We start from the raw sequence: 16,208 nt of genomic DNA, 5'->3' as shown, positions 1-16,208 counted from the left end.
GGGAGAGATTTGCATGATTTCGTCGCACTCGCAGATCGTACGCCCGCGTTCGATGTTCTGGTTCGGTATGTCGGCGGCCTGTTAGAGGCCTCTTCCGCCAGATTCGATCGGGTCACGAGTCCCGATCTCTCCACTTCCCAAGTCAAAATCAGTTGTGAGTGACGCCGGTCAGCCCTCCGTGGCGGACTTGCGTCCGTCGATGGAGCCGGCCTGCGCCGAAAGCGGCCGGATAATGTCATGACCTCTCTGTCAAAAAGGCCCGCGGCCATACGCGTGGTGCTGCCCTTCGTATTCCGGCACTGGCTGAAGCAGCCCGGACGCGGCCTGATCGTGGCCGGCGGCCTGCTGGGCGCAACCATCGCCGACCTGTTCATGCCGGTATTCTCCGGACATCTGGTCGATGCGCTGACGCGCGGCTCGTCCGATCCCGACGCGCGCCGCGCGGCGCTGGTTGCGTTCGGCGCCATCGTGGCGCTCGGAGCGGCGTCCGTGGTGCTGAGGTTGATCGGTCTCCAGGCGATCGTCCCGTTCACGCTCAAGATCATGTCGGATGTCGCCCAGGAGGCCTTCACGCGCGTGCAGCGCTTCTCGACCGACTGGCACGCCAACTCCTTTGCCGGCTCCACGGTGCGCAAGGTCACCCGCGGCATGTGGGCGCTCGACCTGCTCAACGACACCATCCTGATGGCGTTGGCGCCGTCTCTGCTGGTGTTGATCGGCTCCATGGTCCTGATCGGCCTGCACTGGACGTCGCTCGGCGCGGTGATCGCGGTGGGCGCGCTTTTCTACGTCGCCATCACCGTGCTGTTCTCGACGCGCTACATCGCGCCGGCCGCGCGCGTCTCCAACGCCTGGGACACCAAGGTCGGCGGTACGCTGGCGGACGCGCTGACCTGCAACGCCGTAGTGAAATCCTTCGGCGCCGAAGCGCGCGAGGATACGCGGCTCGCCCGCGTCATCAACCGCTGGCGCGTGCGCGTGCGGCGGACCTGGTTTCGCTACAACTACACGGCCATGGCGCAGCTCTCGCTGCTGCTATGCCTGCGTGCGTCCGTGATCGGCGGCGCGGTGCTGCTGTGGATGTCCGGGCACGCGTCGCCCGGTGACGTCACCTATGTGCTGACGAGCTACTACGTCATCCACGCCTATCTGCGCGACGTCGGCATGCACATCAACAACCTCCAGCGCTCGGTCAACGACATGGACGAATTGGTGGCGATCCATGGCGAGCCGATCGGGATTGCCGATGCGGCCAGTGCGCGACCGATCGCGATCGAGGCCGGCGAGATCGTATTCGACGACGTCACGTTCCACTATGGCGGCCATCGCGCGCCACTGTATGACGGACTGTCGGTCACGATCCGCGCCGGCGAGCGCGTCGGCCTGGTCGGCCGCTCCGGCTCCGGCAAGACGACCTTCGTCAAGCTGGTGCAGCGGCTGTACGACGTCTCCGGTGGTCGCGTGCTGATCGACGGGCAGGACATCGCGCTCGCTACGCAGCAATCGCTGCGCAGCCAGATCGCGATCGTGCAGCAGGAGCCGATCCTGTTCCACCGCACGCTTGCGGAGAACATCGCCTATGGCCGGCCCGGTGCCAGCCTGGAGGCGATCGGGCACGCGGCGCGGCTGGCGAACGCGCACGACTTCATCCTGCGCCTGCCGAAGGGCTACGGCACGTTGGTTGGCGAGCGTGGCGTGAAGCTGTCGGGCGGCGAGCGGCAGCGCGTGGCGCTGGCGCGCGCCTTCCTGGCGGATGCGCCGGTGCTGATCCTGGACGAGGCGACCTCGAGCCTCGATTCGGAATCGGAGGCGCTGATCCAGCAGGCGATGGAGCGGCTGATGAAGGGCCGGACCTCGATCGTGATCGCGCACCGGCTGTCGACGGTGCGCAGCCTCGATCGGATCCTGGTGTTCGACCGCGGCGAGATCGTCGAGCAAGGCACCCATGCCATGCTCGCGAGCAAGCCCGGCGGCATCTATCGCGGTCTGTTCGAGCGCCAGGTGGTGGAGCTCGGGCGCATCGCGGCGGCGGAATGAGAGGCGCGCGGCAGCGGGACGAAAGTCCCGCGGTCACGCCGTTAAGGATGGAATGAGATGAAGGACCTGACGCGCGGCTCCATCGTGAGCCACATCCTGAGCATGGCGCCTCCGATCGTGGTCGGCATGATCACGATCATGATCTGTCAGCTCGTCGATCTGTATTTCGTCTCGGGTCTGGGCGAGGCGGCGATCGCCGGCGTCGCGGCGGCCGGTAATGCGGGCTTTCTGGTCAACGCGCTGATGCAGGTGCTCGGCGTCGGCACGGTTGCGCTGATGGCGCACGCCGTGGGGCGGAAGGACCGCGACGACGCCAATCTGGTCTTCAACCAGTCGGTCGTCCTGTCGGTGCTGTTCGGGATCCTGACATTGGTCGCGGGCCTCGCGCTGTCGCGCCCCTACATGCGCGCGGTTGCAGCCGACGAAGCTACGGTCGAAGCCGGTACCGTTTATCTGCTCTGGTTTATGCCGGCGCTGGCGCTGCAATTCGCCACGCAAGTGATGGCTTCCGCATTGCGGGCGACCGGCATCGTGCGGCCGAGCATGCTGGTGCAGGCGCTGGCCGTGGTCATCAACATCGCGCTGGCGCCGGTCCTGATCACGGGCTGGGGCACCGGACATGCGCTCGGTGTCGCCGGTGCCGGCCTTGCCAGCTCGATCGCCGTCTTCGTCGGCGTGCTGATGCTGTTCGGCTATTTCCTCAAGCTGGAGCGCTACGTCGCGTTTCACCCCGAGCAGTGGCGGCCGCAGCTGCGGCAGTGGAAGAGAATCCTCAATGTCGGCCTGCCCGCAGGCGGGGAATTTGCGATGATCTTCATCATCATGGCCGTGGGCTATTACGTGCTGAGCATTTTTGGCCCGGCGGCGCAGGCGGGGTTTGGCATCGGGACGCGTCTCCTCGGGCTGATCCAGATGCCGGCGCTCGCCATCGCCCTCGCTGCAGGGCCCATCGCCGGCCAGAATTTCGGCGCCGGCAATGGAGCACGTGTGCGGGAGACCTTTGTCAAGGCGTCGCTTATCGCGACCGCCGTGATGATTGTCTTCATGATACTCGCGCAGTTCGCGCCCGGTCTGTTGCTTGCCGGCTTCTCCAGGGATCAGGAGACGATGGCGGTTGCGTCGCTGTTTCTGCGCCTCGTCTCGCTCAACATGGTGGCGCAGGGGCTGATCTTTACTTGCTCCAGCATGTTTCAGGGGCTTGGCAACACCAAGCCGGTGTTGTGGACCTCGGCGACGCGGGTTCTCACCTATTCCCTGCCGTCGATCTGGCTCTCGACGTGGCCGGGCTTCCGGATGGAGCATGTCTGGTATTTGTCGATCGCGACGACCACGCTACAGGCCGCCCTGAGCGTGTGGCTGTTGCTCCGGGAGTTCAGAAAGCGCCTTGCGCTGCCGGCACAGGAGAAGGTCGCGAAGCCGGCAAATCCCGAGCCGGTTGTGCCTCCAATGCGCGAGCCCGCGTAGCAGATTGAACGGACGCGCGCTTGTCGCCCACCCACGGCTCCGGCTAGTTTGCCGCGCCGTGGGTGGGCCGCGAATCTGCAAGGGACAGCAATGACCGAGGTGTTGAACGAGCAAGGACGAGCGTCCTGGCTCTCCGCGATCTGGGCGGCGCGCTACCGCACACCGGCCCGCTTCGTCGCGCTGGTCGCGTTGCTGCTGCCCTGGAGCACCACCGGCGTGACTTTTGCGCTCGTGCCCTGGCTGATCGCCTTTGCTTTCATCGACCTTCGCGAACTCCCGCGCTCGCTGCTGCGCCCGATCTGCCTGCTGCCGATCGCGCTGTTCGTGCTGGCACTCGTCGGCACGCTCTGGTCGGTTGCGCCCTGGGCCGAGCGGCTGCACGCGCTCGGGCCGCCGGCAAAACTGCTGGTGATCCCGCTGCTGATCTACCAGTTCGAGCGCTGGCCCTACGGCAAATGGGTTTTTGCGGCGTTCCTGGTCTCCTGCACGCTGCTCATGCTGTACTCCTTCACTGTCGCGATCGATCCCAGGCTCTCGCTGAAGCTCTATCTGTCGCGCGGGCCCTACCAGGTCGAGAGCGGGATCGCCGTGCGCAATTATATCGACCAGAGCCAGGAATTCGCGCTCTGTGCGATCGCGCTGGTGTACCCGATCGTGACGCTGGTCCAGCAGGGCCGCGTTCGGATCGCGGCGTTGTTCGCCGTATTGGCGCTCGGCTTCCTCGCCAACATGATGTTCGTCGTGGTCTCGCGCACGGCGCTGGTGACGCTGCCGGTCCTGCTCGTGGTGTTTGCACTGCTGCATCTGCGCTGGCGGGTGGCGCTCGTTGCCGGCGCTGCGACGGCGTTGATCGCCGTAGCGCTCTGGGCCGTCTCGCCGCATCTGCGCGCGACCGTCGGCAAGTTCCAGAGCGATTATGAAAGGAGCCTGGAGGCCGACAACAATTCGATTAGCGGCATGGGCTCGCGTCTCGAATACTGGCGGAAGTCCCTTGGGTTCATCGCCGACGCGCCGCTGATCGGCCACGGCACCGGCTCGATCCGCGGTCTGTTCGCCGGCGTGGCCGCCAATCCGCACGACGACCCGCTGCGCGGCGAGATCGTCAGCAACCCGCACAATCAGCCCCTGAGCAATGCCGTGCAGTGGGGGATGGTCGGCGTGCTGGTCCTCTACGCGCTGTGGATCGCGCACCTCTTGATGTTTCGCGGCGAGGGGCTAGCCTGCTGGATCGGTATGCTGGTCGTGGTGCAGAACATGCTGTCCTCACTGCTCAACACGCATCTGTTCGATTTCACCTCGGGCTGGATCTACGTGCTCGGTGTCGGCGTCGCCGGCGGCATGGCGCTCGCGGCGAAGAGGACGCGCACCTAAAGCGCGGCAATACTGTTCCAGACGAGGGTGAGGCCCGACAGGAACAACAGGCCGAGCACGACGTCGCCAAAATGCTTGTCGTTCAGTGCGTGATAGACGCGGGCGCCGGCCCAGGCGCCGATCAGCGTGCCCGGGAAGGCGACCAGCGCGAGCCAGACCACCTTGAATTCGACGAGACCCGACGCCGTCTGCAACACCAGCGCGGTCGCGAGCACGGTGAAATTGAAGAGCTGGAAGATGCCGCGCCGCTCGTGCTTGTTCCAGCCGCGGATATTGGCCCAGAGGATCGGCAGCGGCCCGGACAATCCGGCGAGGCCGCCGAGAATGCCGCCGGCAAAGCCGATCGCGCCGTCGGCAATGCGGCCACCGAACGTCACGGCGAGGGGCCTCTTGTTGAGATAGAGAGCGGTCGAAAAGATCAGGATCAGCACGCCGACGCTCAGCTTGAATACTTTTGGATCGGCGGAGGCGATCAGCATGGTGCCGAGCGGCACGCCGATCAGGCCCCCGATCAGGAACGGCCAGACCAGCGACAGGTCGAAACTCTTCCACATCGACGGCAGCGTCGAGGTCTGCGCGATCACCGAGCAGATCAGCACCAGGGGCACCGCGAGCGAGGGCGGCAGGACGTAGAGCCAGATGCCGAGCGCCATCAGCGCGGTCCCGAAGCCGGCCAGTCCCGAGACGAAGCCGCCGGCCAGCGCGCCGAACAGCAGCAGCGCATAAGTGAGCGTTTCCAACAGATTGTCCTTGTCGCAATGGGCGATCCCGAACTGTTGATCGCCAACGCCCGCATAGCACGGCTGCGGCCGTGCAGGTCAATTCCAAAACCGCACGCAAGCGTGATCCCCAACCGCGGGCTTTCGCCAAAGGCAGGCCTACATGATGACCATACTTCAATCCGGGGGCCTGCCCGACGCCATGATGCGCTCTCATTGGCCTTTCCCCGAACGAGATGATGGAGAACGACCATGACCCGCACGAAGATTGCCGTTGCAGCCGCGCTGCTGTCTGCGGCGGCCCTGATGCCGACGATGGCGCAGGCGCAGTTCTCCGAACCCGCGGCCTATCAGGCCGCCCATCCCGACCGCGATGTGCTGAACGGCGGCCAGCTCACGCCTGCGGCGCGCGCGGCTCGTGGCGAGACAGTGGCACCGAGCGAGGCCTATGCGGCTTATTCGTCAGGCGTGACGCCGGTCGTTCGCCCGCGCCACCGCCGTCACCACCGATAAGAAGAGCCTAGACGATCTGCCTCGTGTCGGCCGGCCTGTGCAGCGCGCCGACCAGGATGCGCAGCGCTTCCGTCAGCTCCGATCGATTGCGCGCGGCGCCGAGCGAGACGCGCGCGGCATGCGGCGGTGTTCCGTCCACGGTGAAAGCGTCGCCGGCGACGACTGCAAGTCCATTCCGCAACAGATGCGCGGCGACGTCGGGGCGGCCCTCCGGCAGCCGCAGCCAGAGATGATGGGCGGCGGGCTTGGCCAGGAATTGAATGCCTTTCAGCGCGCGCTGCGCAAGCTGCTGGCGGCCGATCGCCTCGTTGCGGATGGCGGTGATGATGCGATCGGCGATGCCGTTCTCGATCCAATGCGTCACCAGCGCGACCATCAGCGGCGCCGGCATCTGCACGGTGGCCTGCAGGCCGGCACGCATGTCGCGCTGCGCGGCGTCGTCGGGCGTCAAGAGATAGGCGACGCGCAGCGCCGGCGCGATGCATTTCGACAGCGTGGTCGCGAGATAGGTCCGCTCCGGAATGAGGTTTGCGATCGGCGATGCCGAACGGTCGAGCAGCCCATAGGCATCGTCCTCGATCAGCGCCGTATCGGCATCGCTGATGATCTTTGCGATGGCGTTGCGCCGCTCGGCGGAAAGCGTCGCGGTGGTCGGATTGTGCAGCGTCGGAATGAGATAGACGGCCTTCGGCCTGTGCGCGCGACAGGTCTTCGCCAGCGCATCGGGCAGGATGCCGCCATCATCCATGGCGACACCGACGAGCTTGACGCCGAGCCGCGCCGCGGCGGCCTTGATGCCGGGGAAGGTGAGGGCTTCCGTCAGCACGACGTCGCCGGGCCGCGCGAGCTGAGCGAGCAGGTTGAACAGGATCGTCTGCGTACCGGGAAAGATCACGAGCCTGTCGGCGTGTGCGTGCGAAACGCGTGCACGCATCCAGCGGGCCGCGACCTCGCGCTCATGCGCGCTGCCGCCGGGCGGCTGATAGTTGAGATGCGCCGTCAGGCCCGATTGCGCGCGGATGGCTTCCATCCCGGCAATGATCCGCTCATCGAGTTGCGCTTCGAGCGGATGCGGCGGCACGTTCATCGAGAGGTCGATCGCGACCGGGTGCGGCATGTCGACCGCGCGGCGCGCGCTGGTCTCGGATACGAATGAGCCTTGTCCGACCCGGGCTTCCATGATGCCGCGGCGCCGCGCCTCGGTGTAGGCACGCGTCACCGTGGTGAGGTCGATGCCGAGGGCCTTCGCCAGCGCGCGCTGCGTCGGCAGCTGCTGGCCGCGCACCAGCCGGCCCGCGGCGATGTCGGCCTCCATGGCCTCGACGATGCGCTGGTAGCGCGGCCCGCTCAGCTCCGAGATTGTAGGGGTCCAATCCATGCAATTTAGGCCCATATCCTTTGAATGTATGGATACAAGATATTATTGTATGGATCAGCGAAAAGGAAGAGGTGCTGTCATGGCAACCGGTTCAGTCTCTCTCACGAAGGCGATGTGGCGCGGCTTCTTGGGCAAGTGCCCGAACTGCGGCGAAGGACATATGTTCGGGCGCTTCCTGAAAGTGGCCGACAGCTGCGACCATTGCGGCGAGGAGCTGTTTCACCAGCGCGCCGATGACTTCCCGGCTTATCTGGTGATGGTCGTAGTCGGCCATCTCGTGGTGCCGGCGATCCTCGCGGTCGAGACGGCCTACGCGCCGGCGGTCTGGCTGCAACTGGCCGTGTGGTTGCCGGTAACGCTGTTCGCTTCGCTCGCGCTGCTGCAACCGACCAAGGGCGCCATCGTCGGCCTGCAATGGCAGATCGGCATGCATGGTTTTGAGGCGGGCAAGCTGCGCCGCGAGGCCGTCGCGCCCGTCCTCGTGAAGGTGAACACCCGCGCGGCCTGAGGGGCCGCAGCGTTTACATCGCGCGCGCGGCGGCTACACTCCATCGTAGAAACAAGAACGATGGAAATGCCGATGGCCGCACGCGCGAAGACTTTTCTGCTCTGTCATGGCGCATGGTCCGGCGGATGGGCCTGGAAGAAGATGCATCCGCTGATGGCGCAGGCCGGCCACCGCCTGGTGGCGCCGACCTTCACCGGGCTTGGCGAGCGCGCGCATCTGGCCAGTCCCGCGATCGATCTGGATACGCACATCCAGGACATCCTCAACGTCATCAAGTTCGAGGACCTCGACGACATCGTGCTGCTCGGCCACAGCTATGGCGGCATGGTCGCGACCGGTGTTGCCGACCGCGCGCGCGAGCGCGTCACGCAACTGATCTATCTCGACGCCTTCGTGCCGCGTGACGGCCAGTCGCTGTTCGATCTCAACGAGGGCGGCCGCGAGCCGATGCGCAAGGCGACTGCCGCGGGCGACGGCTACCGCATCCCGCCGAATCCACCGCCGCCGGATACGCCGCAGGCCGATCTCGACTGGCTCAATGCGCGCCGCATCAACATGCCGATCAAATGTTTCGAGACGAGGCTCAAGCTCGAGCATGGCGAGCCGGCGATGCCGCGCAGCTACATCTATTGCAGGCGCATTCCGCCGGGCGATGTGTTCGGGCAGTTCGCGAAGCGCACGAAGAACGAGGAGGGCTGGCGCTATTTCGAGCTCGATGCGAGTCATGCGCCGAACGTGACGGCGCCCGAGGCTTTGATGGGCGTGTTGAACGAGATTGTCGCTTAGTTCGCAGCCGTCATTCCGGGGCTCGCGAAGCGAGAGCCCGGAATCCATCAGGCGGCAGAGTCGGTGGATGAATGGATTCCGGGCTCGTGCTGCGCACGCCCCGGAATGACAGCCGGGTCAAAATGGTGAGGGGCTCGATGCGGTCAGCATCGAACCCCTCGTTGCAAGATATCAGCCGGCCTGTAAGCCGGGTTCTGTAAGGCACCGTCCGCTTGCGCGAACGATACGTGACGGCCATTCCTCTGGGACCATGTTTGCACATGGCCTCGAGCAACCTACCCGGACGGCGGGCCTGACATCGCCCCGCGGCGTTATCGCTTGCGCGAACAGCCCGCTACGCCGTCCCTATTCGGTTTTGCTCCCGGTGGGGTTTACCATGCCGGCTCCGTTGCCGGAGCCGCGGTGCGCTCTTACCGCACCTTTTCACCCTTACCTGCCTACGCAGCTTGCGCTGCTACGGCACGGCAGGCCCGAGGGCTTGCCGCGCCAGAGCCCCGAAGGGGCGTCGGCGGGCGGTTCGTTCTCTGTGGCACTTTCCCTGGGGTTGCCCCCGCCGGACGTTATCCGGCACCGTATGTCAAGGGAGCCCGGACTTTCCTCCCCGGCGGCCTTTCGGCACCTGCCGGAGCGGCCGTCCGGCCGACTGACCGGCTACGCATGGGGCATTTGTGACGGTTCCGTCAAGCAGAGATCGCCGCGCACGCCGGCTGCGAATAATTTATCCTGAACATGTCGTTGGGCGTGGGCCCGGTTCGACTGGATGCCGGCAATCCAGCCGAGCAACAGGAGTTAAGCGATGCAGTATTTGCTGCTGATCTACCGGAACGAAGCTCAACAGAGCAAGATGGACCCCGCAGATTACCAGAAGCTGTTGGCGGAGTATTCCGCCTACACCCAGTCCATCGTCCAGAGCGGCAACTTCAAGGCCGGCGACGGGCTCCAGCCGACCTCGACTGCGACCACCGTTCGCGTTCGCGACGGCAAGGTACTCGCGACCGATGGTCCGTTCGCCGAGACCCGCGAGCAACTCGGCGGCTATTATCTCGTCGAGGCGAGAGACCTCGACGCAGCGATCGCGATGGCCGCGCGGATTCCCGGAGCCAGGGACGGCTCGATCGAAGTCAGGCCCGTGATGATCTACAAATGATCTCGTCCCCTGATATCGAATAATTATCCCGAGGATGTCGTTTGATGTTGGCCCCGTTCGACTGGATGTCGGCAATCAGGCCGAACAACAGGAGTAAGCCATGCAGTACCTACTGCTGATCTACCGGAACGAAGCGAAAATGATCAACATGTCCCCCGCGGACCGTCAGGCGCTGTCGGCGGAGTACGGCACTTACACGCAGTCCATCGTCCAGAGCGGCCATTTCAAGGCCGGCGACGGGCTTCAGCCGACCACGACGGCGACCACCGTGCGCGTGCGCGAGGGCAAGACCCTGACGACCGACGGTCCCTTCGCGGAGACTCGCGAGCAACTCGCCGGCTACTATCTGGTCGAGGCCAAGGATCTGGACACCGCCGTCGGACTGGCTGCTCGGATTCCCGAGGCCAAAGAGGGATCCATCGAAGTCAGGCCGGTCATGATCTACAAGTGATCTGTCCTGCCGACATCGCTCGGATTTTTCGCGACGAGGCGGGGCGGGTGCTTGCCACGCTGATCCGCCTCGTCGGCGATTTCGATCTCGCCGAGGACGCGCTCCAGGATGCCTTCGCGGTCGCGCTGGAGCGCTGGTCGGCGGGCGAGGTGCCCGATAATCCGCGCGCCTGGCTGGTCAATGTCGGTCGCAACAAGGCGATCGATCGCATCCGGCGGCAGGCCGTGTTCCGCGGCAAGCAGCGGGCGCTCGTGCATGAGCTCGAGTTCAACGCGCAGGCGCGCGACGAGCCGCCAGCAACGCTCGATGACGATATGCTGCGGCTGATCTTCACGTGCTGCCATCCAGCCTTCGCCATCGAGGTCCAGGTCGCGCTGACGCTGCGCACCGTCTGCGGGCTGTCCATGGCGCAGGTCGCGCGCGCCTTTCTCGTCGGCGAGGATGCGATGGCGCAGCGCCTCGTCCGCGCCAAGCAGAAGATCAGGCTCGCCGGCATTCCTTATGAAGTGCCCGAGCACGCCGCGCTTGCGCCGCGGCTCAACGGCGTGCTCGCCGTGATCTATCTCGTCTTCACCGAAGGCTATGTTGCGACCTCGGGCGCGGATTTGATGCGGCCCGATCTCGCGGTCGAAGCGATCAGGCTCGGCCGGTTGCTCGACCGGCTGATGCCGGATCGCGCCGGGATCAAAGGCCTGCTCGCCTTGATGTTACTGCACGATGCGCGCCGTGCCGGGCGCGAGACCACAGCCGGCGACGTCGTTCTGCTGGAAGAGCAGGATCGTTCGCTCTGGAATTGTGTGCAGATCGAGGAAGGTCTGCGTCTCGTGGACGACGCGCTCCGCGTGCCTGGCCGCCCGCAGCCCTATGCTGTGCAGGCCGCGATCGCCGCGCTGCATGCCCGTGCGCCGAGCTACGAGCAGACCGACTGGCCGCAGATCGCTGGCCTCTACGAAGTGCTCTTGCGCATCAATCCGTCGCCGGTGATCGAGCTTAACCACGCCGCCGCAGTCTCGATGGTCGACGGCCCGGCGCGCGCGCTCGATCTCGTCGACGCGATCACCGCGCGCGGCGGGCTTGGCGGCTACGAGCTGTTGCCTGCGGTGCGCGCGGATCTGTTGCGACGGCTTGGGCGCAAGGACGAAGCGCGCGAGGCGTATGTCGCCGCGACGGCGGCGACGCAGCTGGAGCCGTTGCGGCGGCTCTATGCGCGACGGATGCGGGAGATGGAGTAGTCGCCACGCATTCCGTCATTGCGAGGAGCGAAGCGACGAAGCAATCCAGACTCTTTCCGCGGAGGCAGTCTGGATTGCTTCGCTGCGCTCGCAATGACCGGAGTGTGTGGCTTGCGCCGTTACTTCGCCGCGACTGCCGTCGCATCCGTCGGCAGGCTTGCGAGCAACGCCTGCAATGTCGACAGCGTCGAGTGATCCGCGACACCATCGAGCCGCGCCGGGCGGAAATGGCGCTGGAAGGCGGTGACGACTTCCATCGTCGCGGCGTCGTATTTGCCGGTGAGCGGCACGCCGTAGCCGTATCGGGCGAGCGCCTGCTGCAGGCTCAGCACCTCGTCGCTGATGGTGCCGAGCATCAGGCTCTCGCCGCGCACGACCGGCGCGGGCGTCACCCAGTGTCCGACGCCGGAATTGGCCAGCGAATGCCACGGAAATTTCTCGCCGGGATCCTTCTTGCGCGCCGGCGCGACGTCGGAATGGCCGAGCACCCGGTGCGCGGCGACGTTGCGGCGAAGCATGATGCCGCGGCACAACGTGATCACGGCGGCGATCTGGCGCGACGGATATTCCGGATAGCCCCAGTCATGGCCGCGATTGATGATCTCGATGCCGATCGAGCAGGAGTTGATGTCGTCCTCGCCGGCCCAGGACGAGACGCCCGCGTGCCAGGCGCGCTTGGCCTCGGGCACGCATTGCACGATGCGGCCGTCCTCCAGCACGACGTAATGCGCCGACACTTCGGTGCCCGCCGTGCACAGCCGCGCCAGCGCGCCCTCGACGTCGGGCATGCCGGTGTAGTGCAGCAGGATCATATCCGGCTGCCGTCCCTTGTTGCGGTCGCCATGGTTCGGCGAAGGGATGATGTCGGAGACGATCGAGGAATCCGGCTCGAACGTCCGCGTGTTCGCCGCGGCCTTGGGAACCGGGAGAACGCGTTGACGTTTCGAATCAGATCCAGACGGCGTGGAAGGACCGGACGACATAGACAGCTCAAGTCGGACAGAGAGTGGGCCAAGCCCTTCTCTTTACTATTCCTTTACCCTCCGCCGCGCGCAATCGCGCGGCGCGGTTAATGGATGCATTTTGGCGCATGTGTGTGGATGGAGCATCACCGACGCGTCACCTTTTCGACTTGTAACAAGCCGATCAACGCTTTCTTAACGCTAAGGGCCGTTACTGAGGATTGAAGAGCCGACCCGCGTCCGGAGGCGGCCAAAGCGTATTTTGGCTCGAAATCCCATGGCTGCCCGACAAATTCCACTGGGAACACTGGGTTTGCGGCCCGGGATGACCGGGCTCGGTAACCATGCTGGACGAGGGTTGGGTCGTGGAACCGCCGCGACGCGGAATTATTCGAGGCGTAATGGACTCGCTCGTCCCAGATCTCGCAAGGACGCTCTGCGGGTGTGGCGCATGAGTTCGGTTCCGCACATCCCCGTTCTTGGCCGCGAGGCGGTCGATCATCTCGCGCCGCGCGCGGGCGGGATCTATGTCGACGCCACCTTCGGCGCCGGCGGCTACAGCCGCGCCATCCTCGACGTGCCGGGAACCCGGCTGATTGCGATCGATCGCGACCGCACGGCGATCGCCGGCGGGGCTGAGTTGGTCGAACGCTCCGCGGGCCGGCTGACGCTGGTCGAGGACCGCTTCTCCAATCTCGCCGAGGTCTGTGCGGCGCAGGGCGTCGATGCCGTCGACGGCGTCGTGATGGATGTCGGGGTCTCCTCGATGCAGCTCGACCAGGCCGGCCGCGGCTTCTCCTTCCGTCTCGACGGTCCGCTCGACATGCGGATGGGGCAGGCGGGGCCGACGGCGGCCGACATCGTCGCGCGCGCCTCGGAAAGCGATCTCGCCGACATCATCTATCTCTTTGGTGAGGAGCGGCAGTCGCGCCGCATCGCCCGCGCCATCGTCGCCGACCGGCAGGAGACGCCGTTCACGACAACGCGCGCGCTCGCCGATCTCGTCGGCAGGGTCGTGCGCTCGAAACCCGGCGATATTCATCCGGCGACGCGAACGTTCCAGGCCCTGCGCATCTTCGTCAACGAAGAGCTCGAGGAACTCCAGACCGCGCTCGCTGCGGCCGAGCGCGTGCTCAGGCCGGACGGCCGCCTCGTGGTGGTCTCGTTCCATTCGCTGGAAGACCGCATCGTCAAGAATTTCCTCTCCGAGCGTAGCAAGACAGGCGGCGGTTCGCGGCATCTGCCGGAAGTGGCGCAAACCGCGCCGAGCTTCCAGCTGCTGACCCGGCGGCCGGTGATCGCGGGTGAGGAGGAAGTCGCGCATAATCCGCGCGCGCGTTCCGCAAAGCTGCGCGCCGCTGAACGTACCGATGCGCCCGCGCACGACGACGGCGAGACCTCGTCCTGGCCAAAGCTCTCCGACGTGATGAGGGGCGGCTAGCGCATGCGCTTCATCCACCTCCTCGTCATCGGCGCGCTGATCTTCGCGGCGGCCTACGTCTACCGGATCAAGATGGACTCCACGGCGCGCACCGAAAAGGTGCTGCGGCTGCATGCGGAGATCCGCGAGCAGCGCGATGCGATCGCGGCGCTGCGCTCCGAATGGGCCAAGCTCGATGCGCCCTTGCGCCTGCAGGGCCTGTCCGACCGGCATCTGCCGCTCAAGCCGGTCAACGGTACGCAATATGACTCGCTGAAGAACCTGCCGGAGCGTCCGCCGCGGATGTTCAGGCCGGGCGAGCCGGATCCGATCGGGGCCATGCTCAACACCATCGAAGCCGCGAGCGATCCGGATACGGTGACGGGCTCCGTGCCTCAACCCGAGGACAAGCAATGAGCGCTGTGACCCCGGCCAAGCCAACTCAAAAGCCGCCCGAGCCCTGGCGGCAGCGGCTGATCCGCAGCCTGCTCTACGGGCGCAACGTTGACCGCGCCGCGAAGGCGCGCGCGCGCGTTGGCCTCGCGATGATCGCCTTTACCTCGGTCTACGTCCTGATCGGCGGCCGGCTCGTGATGTTCGCGATCGGTGCCGACGCCCACAGCGCGCGCCGTGCTGCCGCGCAAGAGGTGGTCGCGACCGCGCGGCCCGACATCGTCGACCGCAACGGCGCGATCCTCGCGACCGACGTCAAGGCCGCGAGCCTGTTCGGCGAGCCGCGCCGCATCATCGACAAGGACGAGGCGATCGAGCTTCTCACCGCCACCGTGCCCGACCTCGACGAGGCCGAGGTGCGCGAGCGCTTGTCGGCGCGAAAGGGTTTTGTCTGGCTCAAGCGCGAGATCACGCCGAAGCAGCAGCAGGACATCCACAAGCTCGGCATTCCCGGCATCGGCTTCCTGCGCGAGAACAAGCGCGTCTATCCGACCGGCAACGAGGTCGCCCACCTCATCGGTCTCGTCAACATCGACAACCAGGGCATCGCCGGCATGGAGAAGTGGCTCGACAATCAAGGGCTCGCCGATCTCCACCGCGCAGGCTTTGCTACCGACCGGCTGCAAAAGCCGATCGAGCTGTCGGTCGATCTGCGCGTCGAGCACGCGCTGCGCGACGAGCTCTTGAAGGCCAAGGAGAAGTACCACACCAAGGCCGCCTCCGGCATCGTCTCGAATGTCAAGACTGGCGAGATCGTGGCGATGGTCTCGCTTCCGGATTTCGATCCCAACAATCCGAAGGAAGCGCACGACCCCGACCGCATCAACCGCCTGACCACGGGCGTCTACGAGATGGGCTCGACCTTCAAGGCGTTCACGCTGGCAATGGCGCTCGATTCCGGAAAGATCAATTTGAACTCGTCGTGGGATGCACGCGGAAACCTGCACTACGGCAAGTTCACCATCCACGACAGTCATTCGCTCGGACGTTTCATCAACACCAAAGAAGTGTTCTATTACTCCTCCAACATCGGCGCTGCGCGGATCGCGCTCGGCCAGGGCGTCGAGGCGCACAAGGCGTTCCTTGCCAAGATGGGCCAGTTGACGCGGCTGCGCACCGAGCTGCCCGAGAGCGCGGCTCCGCTGGTGCCGCGCCGCTGGAGTGAGCTGAACACGGTCACCATCGCGTTCGGCCAGGGTCTGTCGGTGGCGCCGCTCCAGGCGGTGATGGGCATCAACGCGCTGATGAACGGTGGCTATTTGATTCCGCCGACCTTCATGAAGCGAAGCGAAGCTGAAGCGGCGGCGATGGCCAAGCGCGTGATCAAGCAAGAGACCAGCGACAAGATGCGGTATCTGATGCGGCTCAATGCGGAGGTCGGGTCGGCGAGACAGGCAGACGTCAAGGGCTATTATGTCGGCGGCAAGACCGGTACGTCCGAGAAAGTCATCAATGGCCGCTACGCCAAGAAGCGGGTGCTCAACTCCTTCACGGCGATCATGCCCTCCGACAATCCAAAGTATCAGATCCTGATCATGCTGGACGAGCCGCAGGCGCTGCCCGAAACGCATGGTTTCATCACCTCGGGCTGGAACGCGGTGCCGACCGGCGGCAAGGTGATCGAGCGGATCGCGCCGCTTCTGGGCATCGAGCCACGGTTTGACCTACCGCCGTCCGACCGCCTTATTCTTGCAGCATCCAGGACAACCCAGTAATCAACGGGGGTGGGCCGTCGCCGCTGCTGAGTCGGGGCTTTTCCGAAGATCC

15 protein-coding genes and 1 other RNA gene are annotated in these 16,208 nt (G+C 65.5%); 12 read left to right on the top strand and 4 right to left on the bottom strand.

Annotated elements, in window-relative coordinates:
* Positions 1-237: 237 nt before the first annotated feature.
* From AB4Z51_RS15050 to AB4Z51_RS15040, 3 genes are all read left to right on the top strand, one after another.
* A complete protein-coding gene (locus AB4Z51_RS15050; protein ID WP_441497596.1) occupies positions 238-2,037 on the top strand; it encodes an ABC transporter ATP-binding protein in 1,800 nt (599 codons plus the stop codon).
* A gap of 57 nt (positions 2,038-2,094) precedes the next feature.
* The gene (locus AB4Z51_RS15045; RefSeq protein ID WP_085399268.1) at positions 2,095-3,501 is read left to right on the top strand and encodes an MATE family efflux transporter; all 1,407 of its coding nucleotides are present in this window, start codon (positions 2,095-2,097) and stop codon (positions 3,499-3,501) included.
* 90 nt (positions 3,502-3,591) lie between these two features.
* Complete coding sequence (locus tag AB4Z51_RS15040; RefSeq protein WP_085399269.1) at positions 3,592-4,872, top strand: O-antigen ligase family protein; 1,281 nt, start codon at positions 3,592-3,594, stop codon at positions 4,870-4,872.
* On the opposite strand, the gene AB4Z51_RS15035 is transcribed toward AB4Z51_RS15040, so the two are convergent.
* A complete protein-coding gene (locus AB4Z51_RS15035; RefSeq protein WP_071910378.1) occupies positions 4,869-5,612 on the bottom strand; it encodes a sulfite exporter TauE/SafE family protein in 744 nt (247 codons plus the stop codon). The genes AB4Z51_RS15040 and AB4Z51_RS15035 overlap by 4 nt on opposite strands.
* A gap of 231 nt (positions 5,613-5,843) precedes the next feature.
* On the opposite strand from AB4Z51_RS15035, the gene AB4Z51_RS15030 reads away from it, so the two are divergent.
* A complete protein-coding gene (locus AB4Z51_RS15030) occupies positions 5,844-6,104 on the top strand; it encodes a hypothetical protein (protein WP_085399270.1) in 261 nt (86 codons plus the stop codon).
* A 7-nt stretch (positions 6,105-6,111) separates the two neighbouring features.
* Here the strand turns inward: AB4Z51_RS15030 and AB4Z51_RS15025 are convergent, their stop codons facing one another.
* Positions 6,112-7,482: an aminotransferase-like domain-containing protein gene (locus AB4Z51_RS15025; protein WP_167767958.1), complete on the bottom strand. Its 1,371-nt coding sequence runs from the start codon at positions 7,480-7,482 to the stop codon at positions 6,112-6,114.
* Between the two features lie 49 nt (positions 7,483-7,531).
* On the opposite strand from AB4Z51_RS15025, the gene AB4Z51_RS15020 reads away from it, so the two are divergent.
* Entirely contained in the window at positions 7,532-7,990 is a 459-nt protein-coding gene (locus AB4Z51_RS15020; RefSeq protein ID WP_071910384.1) for a DUF983 domain-containing protein, read from the top strand.
* A gap of 72 nt (positions 7,991-8,062) precedes the next feature.
* Positions 8,063-8,776, top strand: coding sequence for an alpha/beta fold hydrolase (locus AB4Z51_RS15015; RefSeq protein ID WP_085399286.1), 714 nt, complete (start codon positions 8,063-8,065; stop codon positions 8,774-8,776).
* 167 nt (positions 8,777-8,943) lie between these two features.
* On the opposite strand, the gene rnpB is transcribed toward AB4Z51_RS15015, so the two are convergent.
* Positions 8,944-9,423: RNase P RNA component class A (rnpB, locus tag AB4Z51_RS15010), an RNA gene on the bottom strand.
* Between the two features lie 149 nt (positions 9,424-9,572).
* Here rnpB and AB4Z51_RS15005 point away from each other — a divergent pair.
* The 3 genes from AB4Z51_RS15005 to AB4Z51_RS14995 all read left to right on the top strand — a co-directional run bounded on the left by AB4Z51_RS15005 (position 9,573) and on the right by AB4Z51_RS14995 (position 11,606).
* Positions 9,573-9,923, top strand: a complete 351-nt coding sequence (locus tag AB4Z51_RS15005; RefSeq protein WP_063981532.1) for a YciI family protein — start codon at positions 9,573-9,575, stop codon at positions 9,921-9,923.
* A 100-nt stretch (positions 9,924-10,023) separates the two neighbouring features.
* The gene (locus AB4Z51_RS15000; RefSeq protein WP_063981533.1) at positions 10,024-10,374 is read left to right on the top strand and encodes a YciI family protein; all 351 of its coding nucleotides are present in this window, start codon (positions 10,024-10,026) and stop codon (positions 10,372-10,374) included.
* Positions 10,371-11,606: an RNA polymerase sigma factor gene (locus AB4Z51_RS14995; RefSeq protein WP_135214110.1), complete on the top strand. Its 1,236-nt coding sequence runs from the start codon at positions 10,371-10,373 to the stop codon at positions 11,604-11,606. The genes AB4Z51_RS15000 and AB4Z51_RS14995 overlap by 4 nt, the downstream gene beginning before the upstream one ends.
* 119 nt (positions 11,607-11,725) lie before the next feature.
* On the opposite strand, the gene AB4Z51_RS14990 is transcribed toward AB4Z51_RS14995, so the two are convergent.
* Positions 11,726-12,589 carry an N-acetylmuramoyl-L-alanine amidase gene (locus tag AB4Z51_RS14990; protein ID WP_193560871.1) on the bottom strand — a complete coding sequence of 288 codons (864 nt, stop codon included), beginning with the start codon at positions 12,587-12,589 and terminating at the stop codon, positions 11,726-11,728.
* Between the two features lie 430 nt (positions 12,590-13,019).
* Here AB4Z51_RS14990 and rsmH point away from each other — a divergent pair, with 430 nt between their 5' ends.
* The 3 genes from rsmH to AB4Z51_RS14975 are packed head-to-tail and all read left to right on the top strand — an operon-like array spanning position 13,020 to position 16,156.
* Complete coding sequence (rsmH, locus tag AB4Z51_RS14985) at positions 13,020-14,009, top strand: 16S rRNA (cytosine(1402)-N(4))-methyltransferase RsmH (RefSeq protein ID WP_085399272.1); 990 nt, start codon at positions 13,020-13,022, stop codon at positions 14,007-14,009.
* A gap of 3 nt (positions 14,010-14,012) precedes the next feature.
* Complete coding sequence (gene ftsL / locus AB4Z51_RS14980) at positions 14,013-14,405, top strand: cell division protein FtsL (RefSeq protein ID WP_014492951.1); 393 nt, start codon at positions 14,013-14,015, stop codon at positions 14,403-14,405.
* Positions 14,402-16,156: a peptidoglycan D,D-transpeptidase FtsI family protein gene (locus AB4Z51_RS14975; protein WP_071910386.1), complete on the top strand. Its 1,755-nt coding sequence runs from the start codon at positions 14,402-14,404 to the stop codon at positions 16,154-16,156. The genes ftsL and AB4Z51_RS14975 overlap by 4 nt, the downstream gene beginning before the upstream one ends.
* The last annotated feature ends 52 nt before the right edge of the window (positions 16,157-16,208 follow it).

It is taken from the genome of Bradyrhizobium sp. 2TAF36 (assembly GCF_052114925.1).
GTDB lineage: Bacteria > Pseudomonadota > Alphaproteobacteria > Rhizobiales > Xanthobacteraceae > Bradyrhizobium > Bradyrhizobium barranii.
This window is presented reverse-complemented; position numbering and strand designations above follow the sequence as displayed.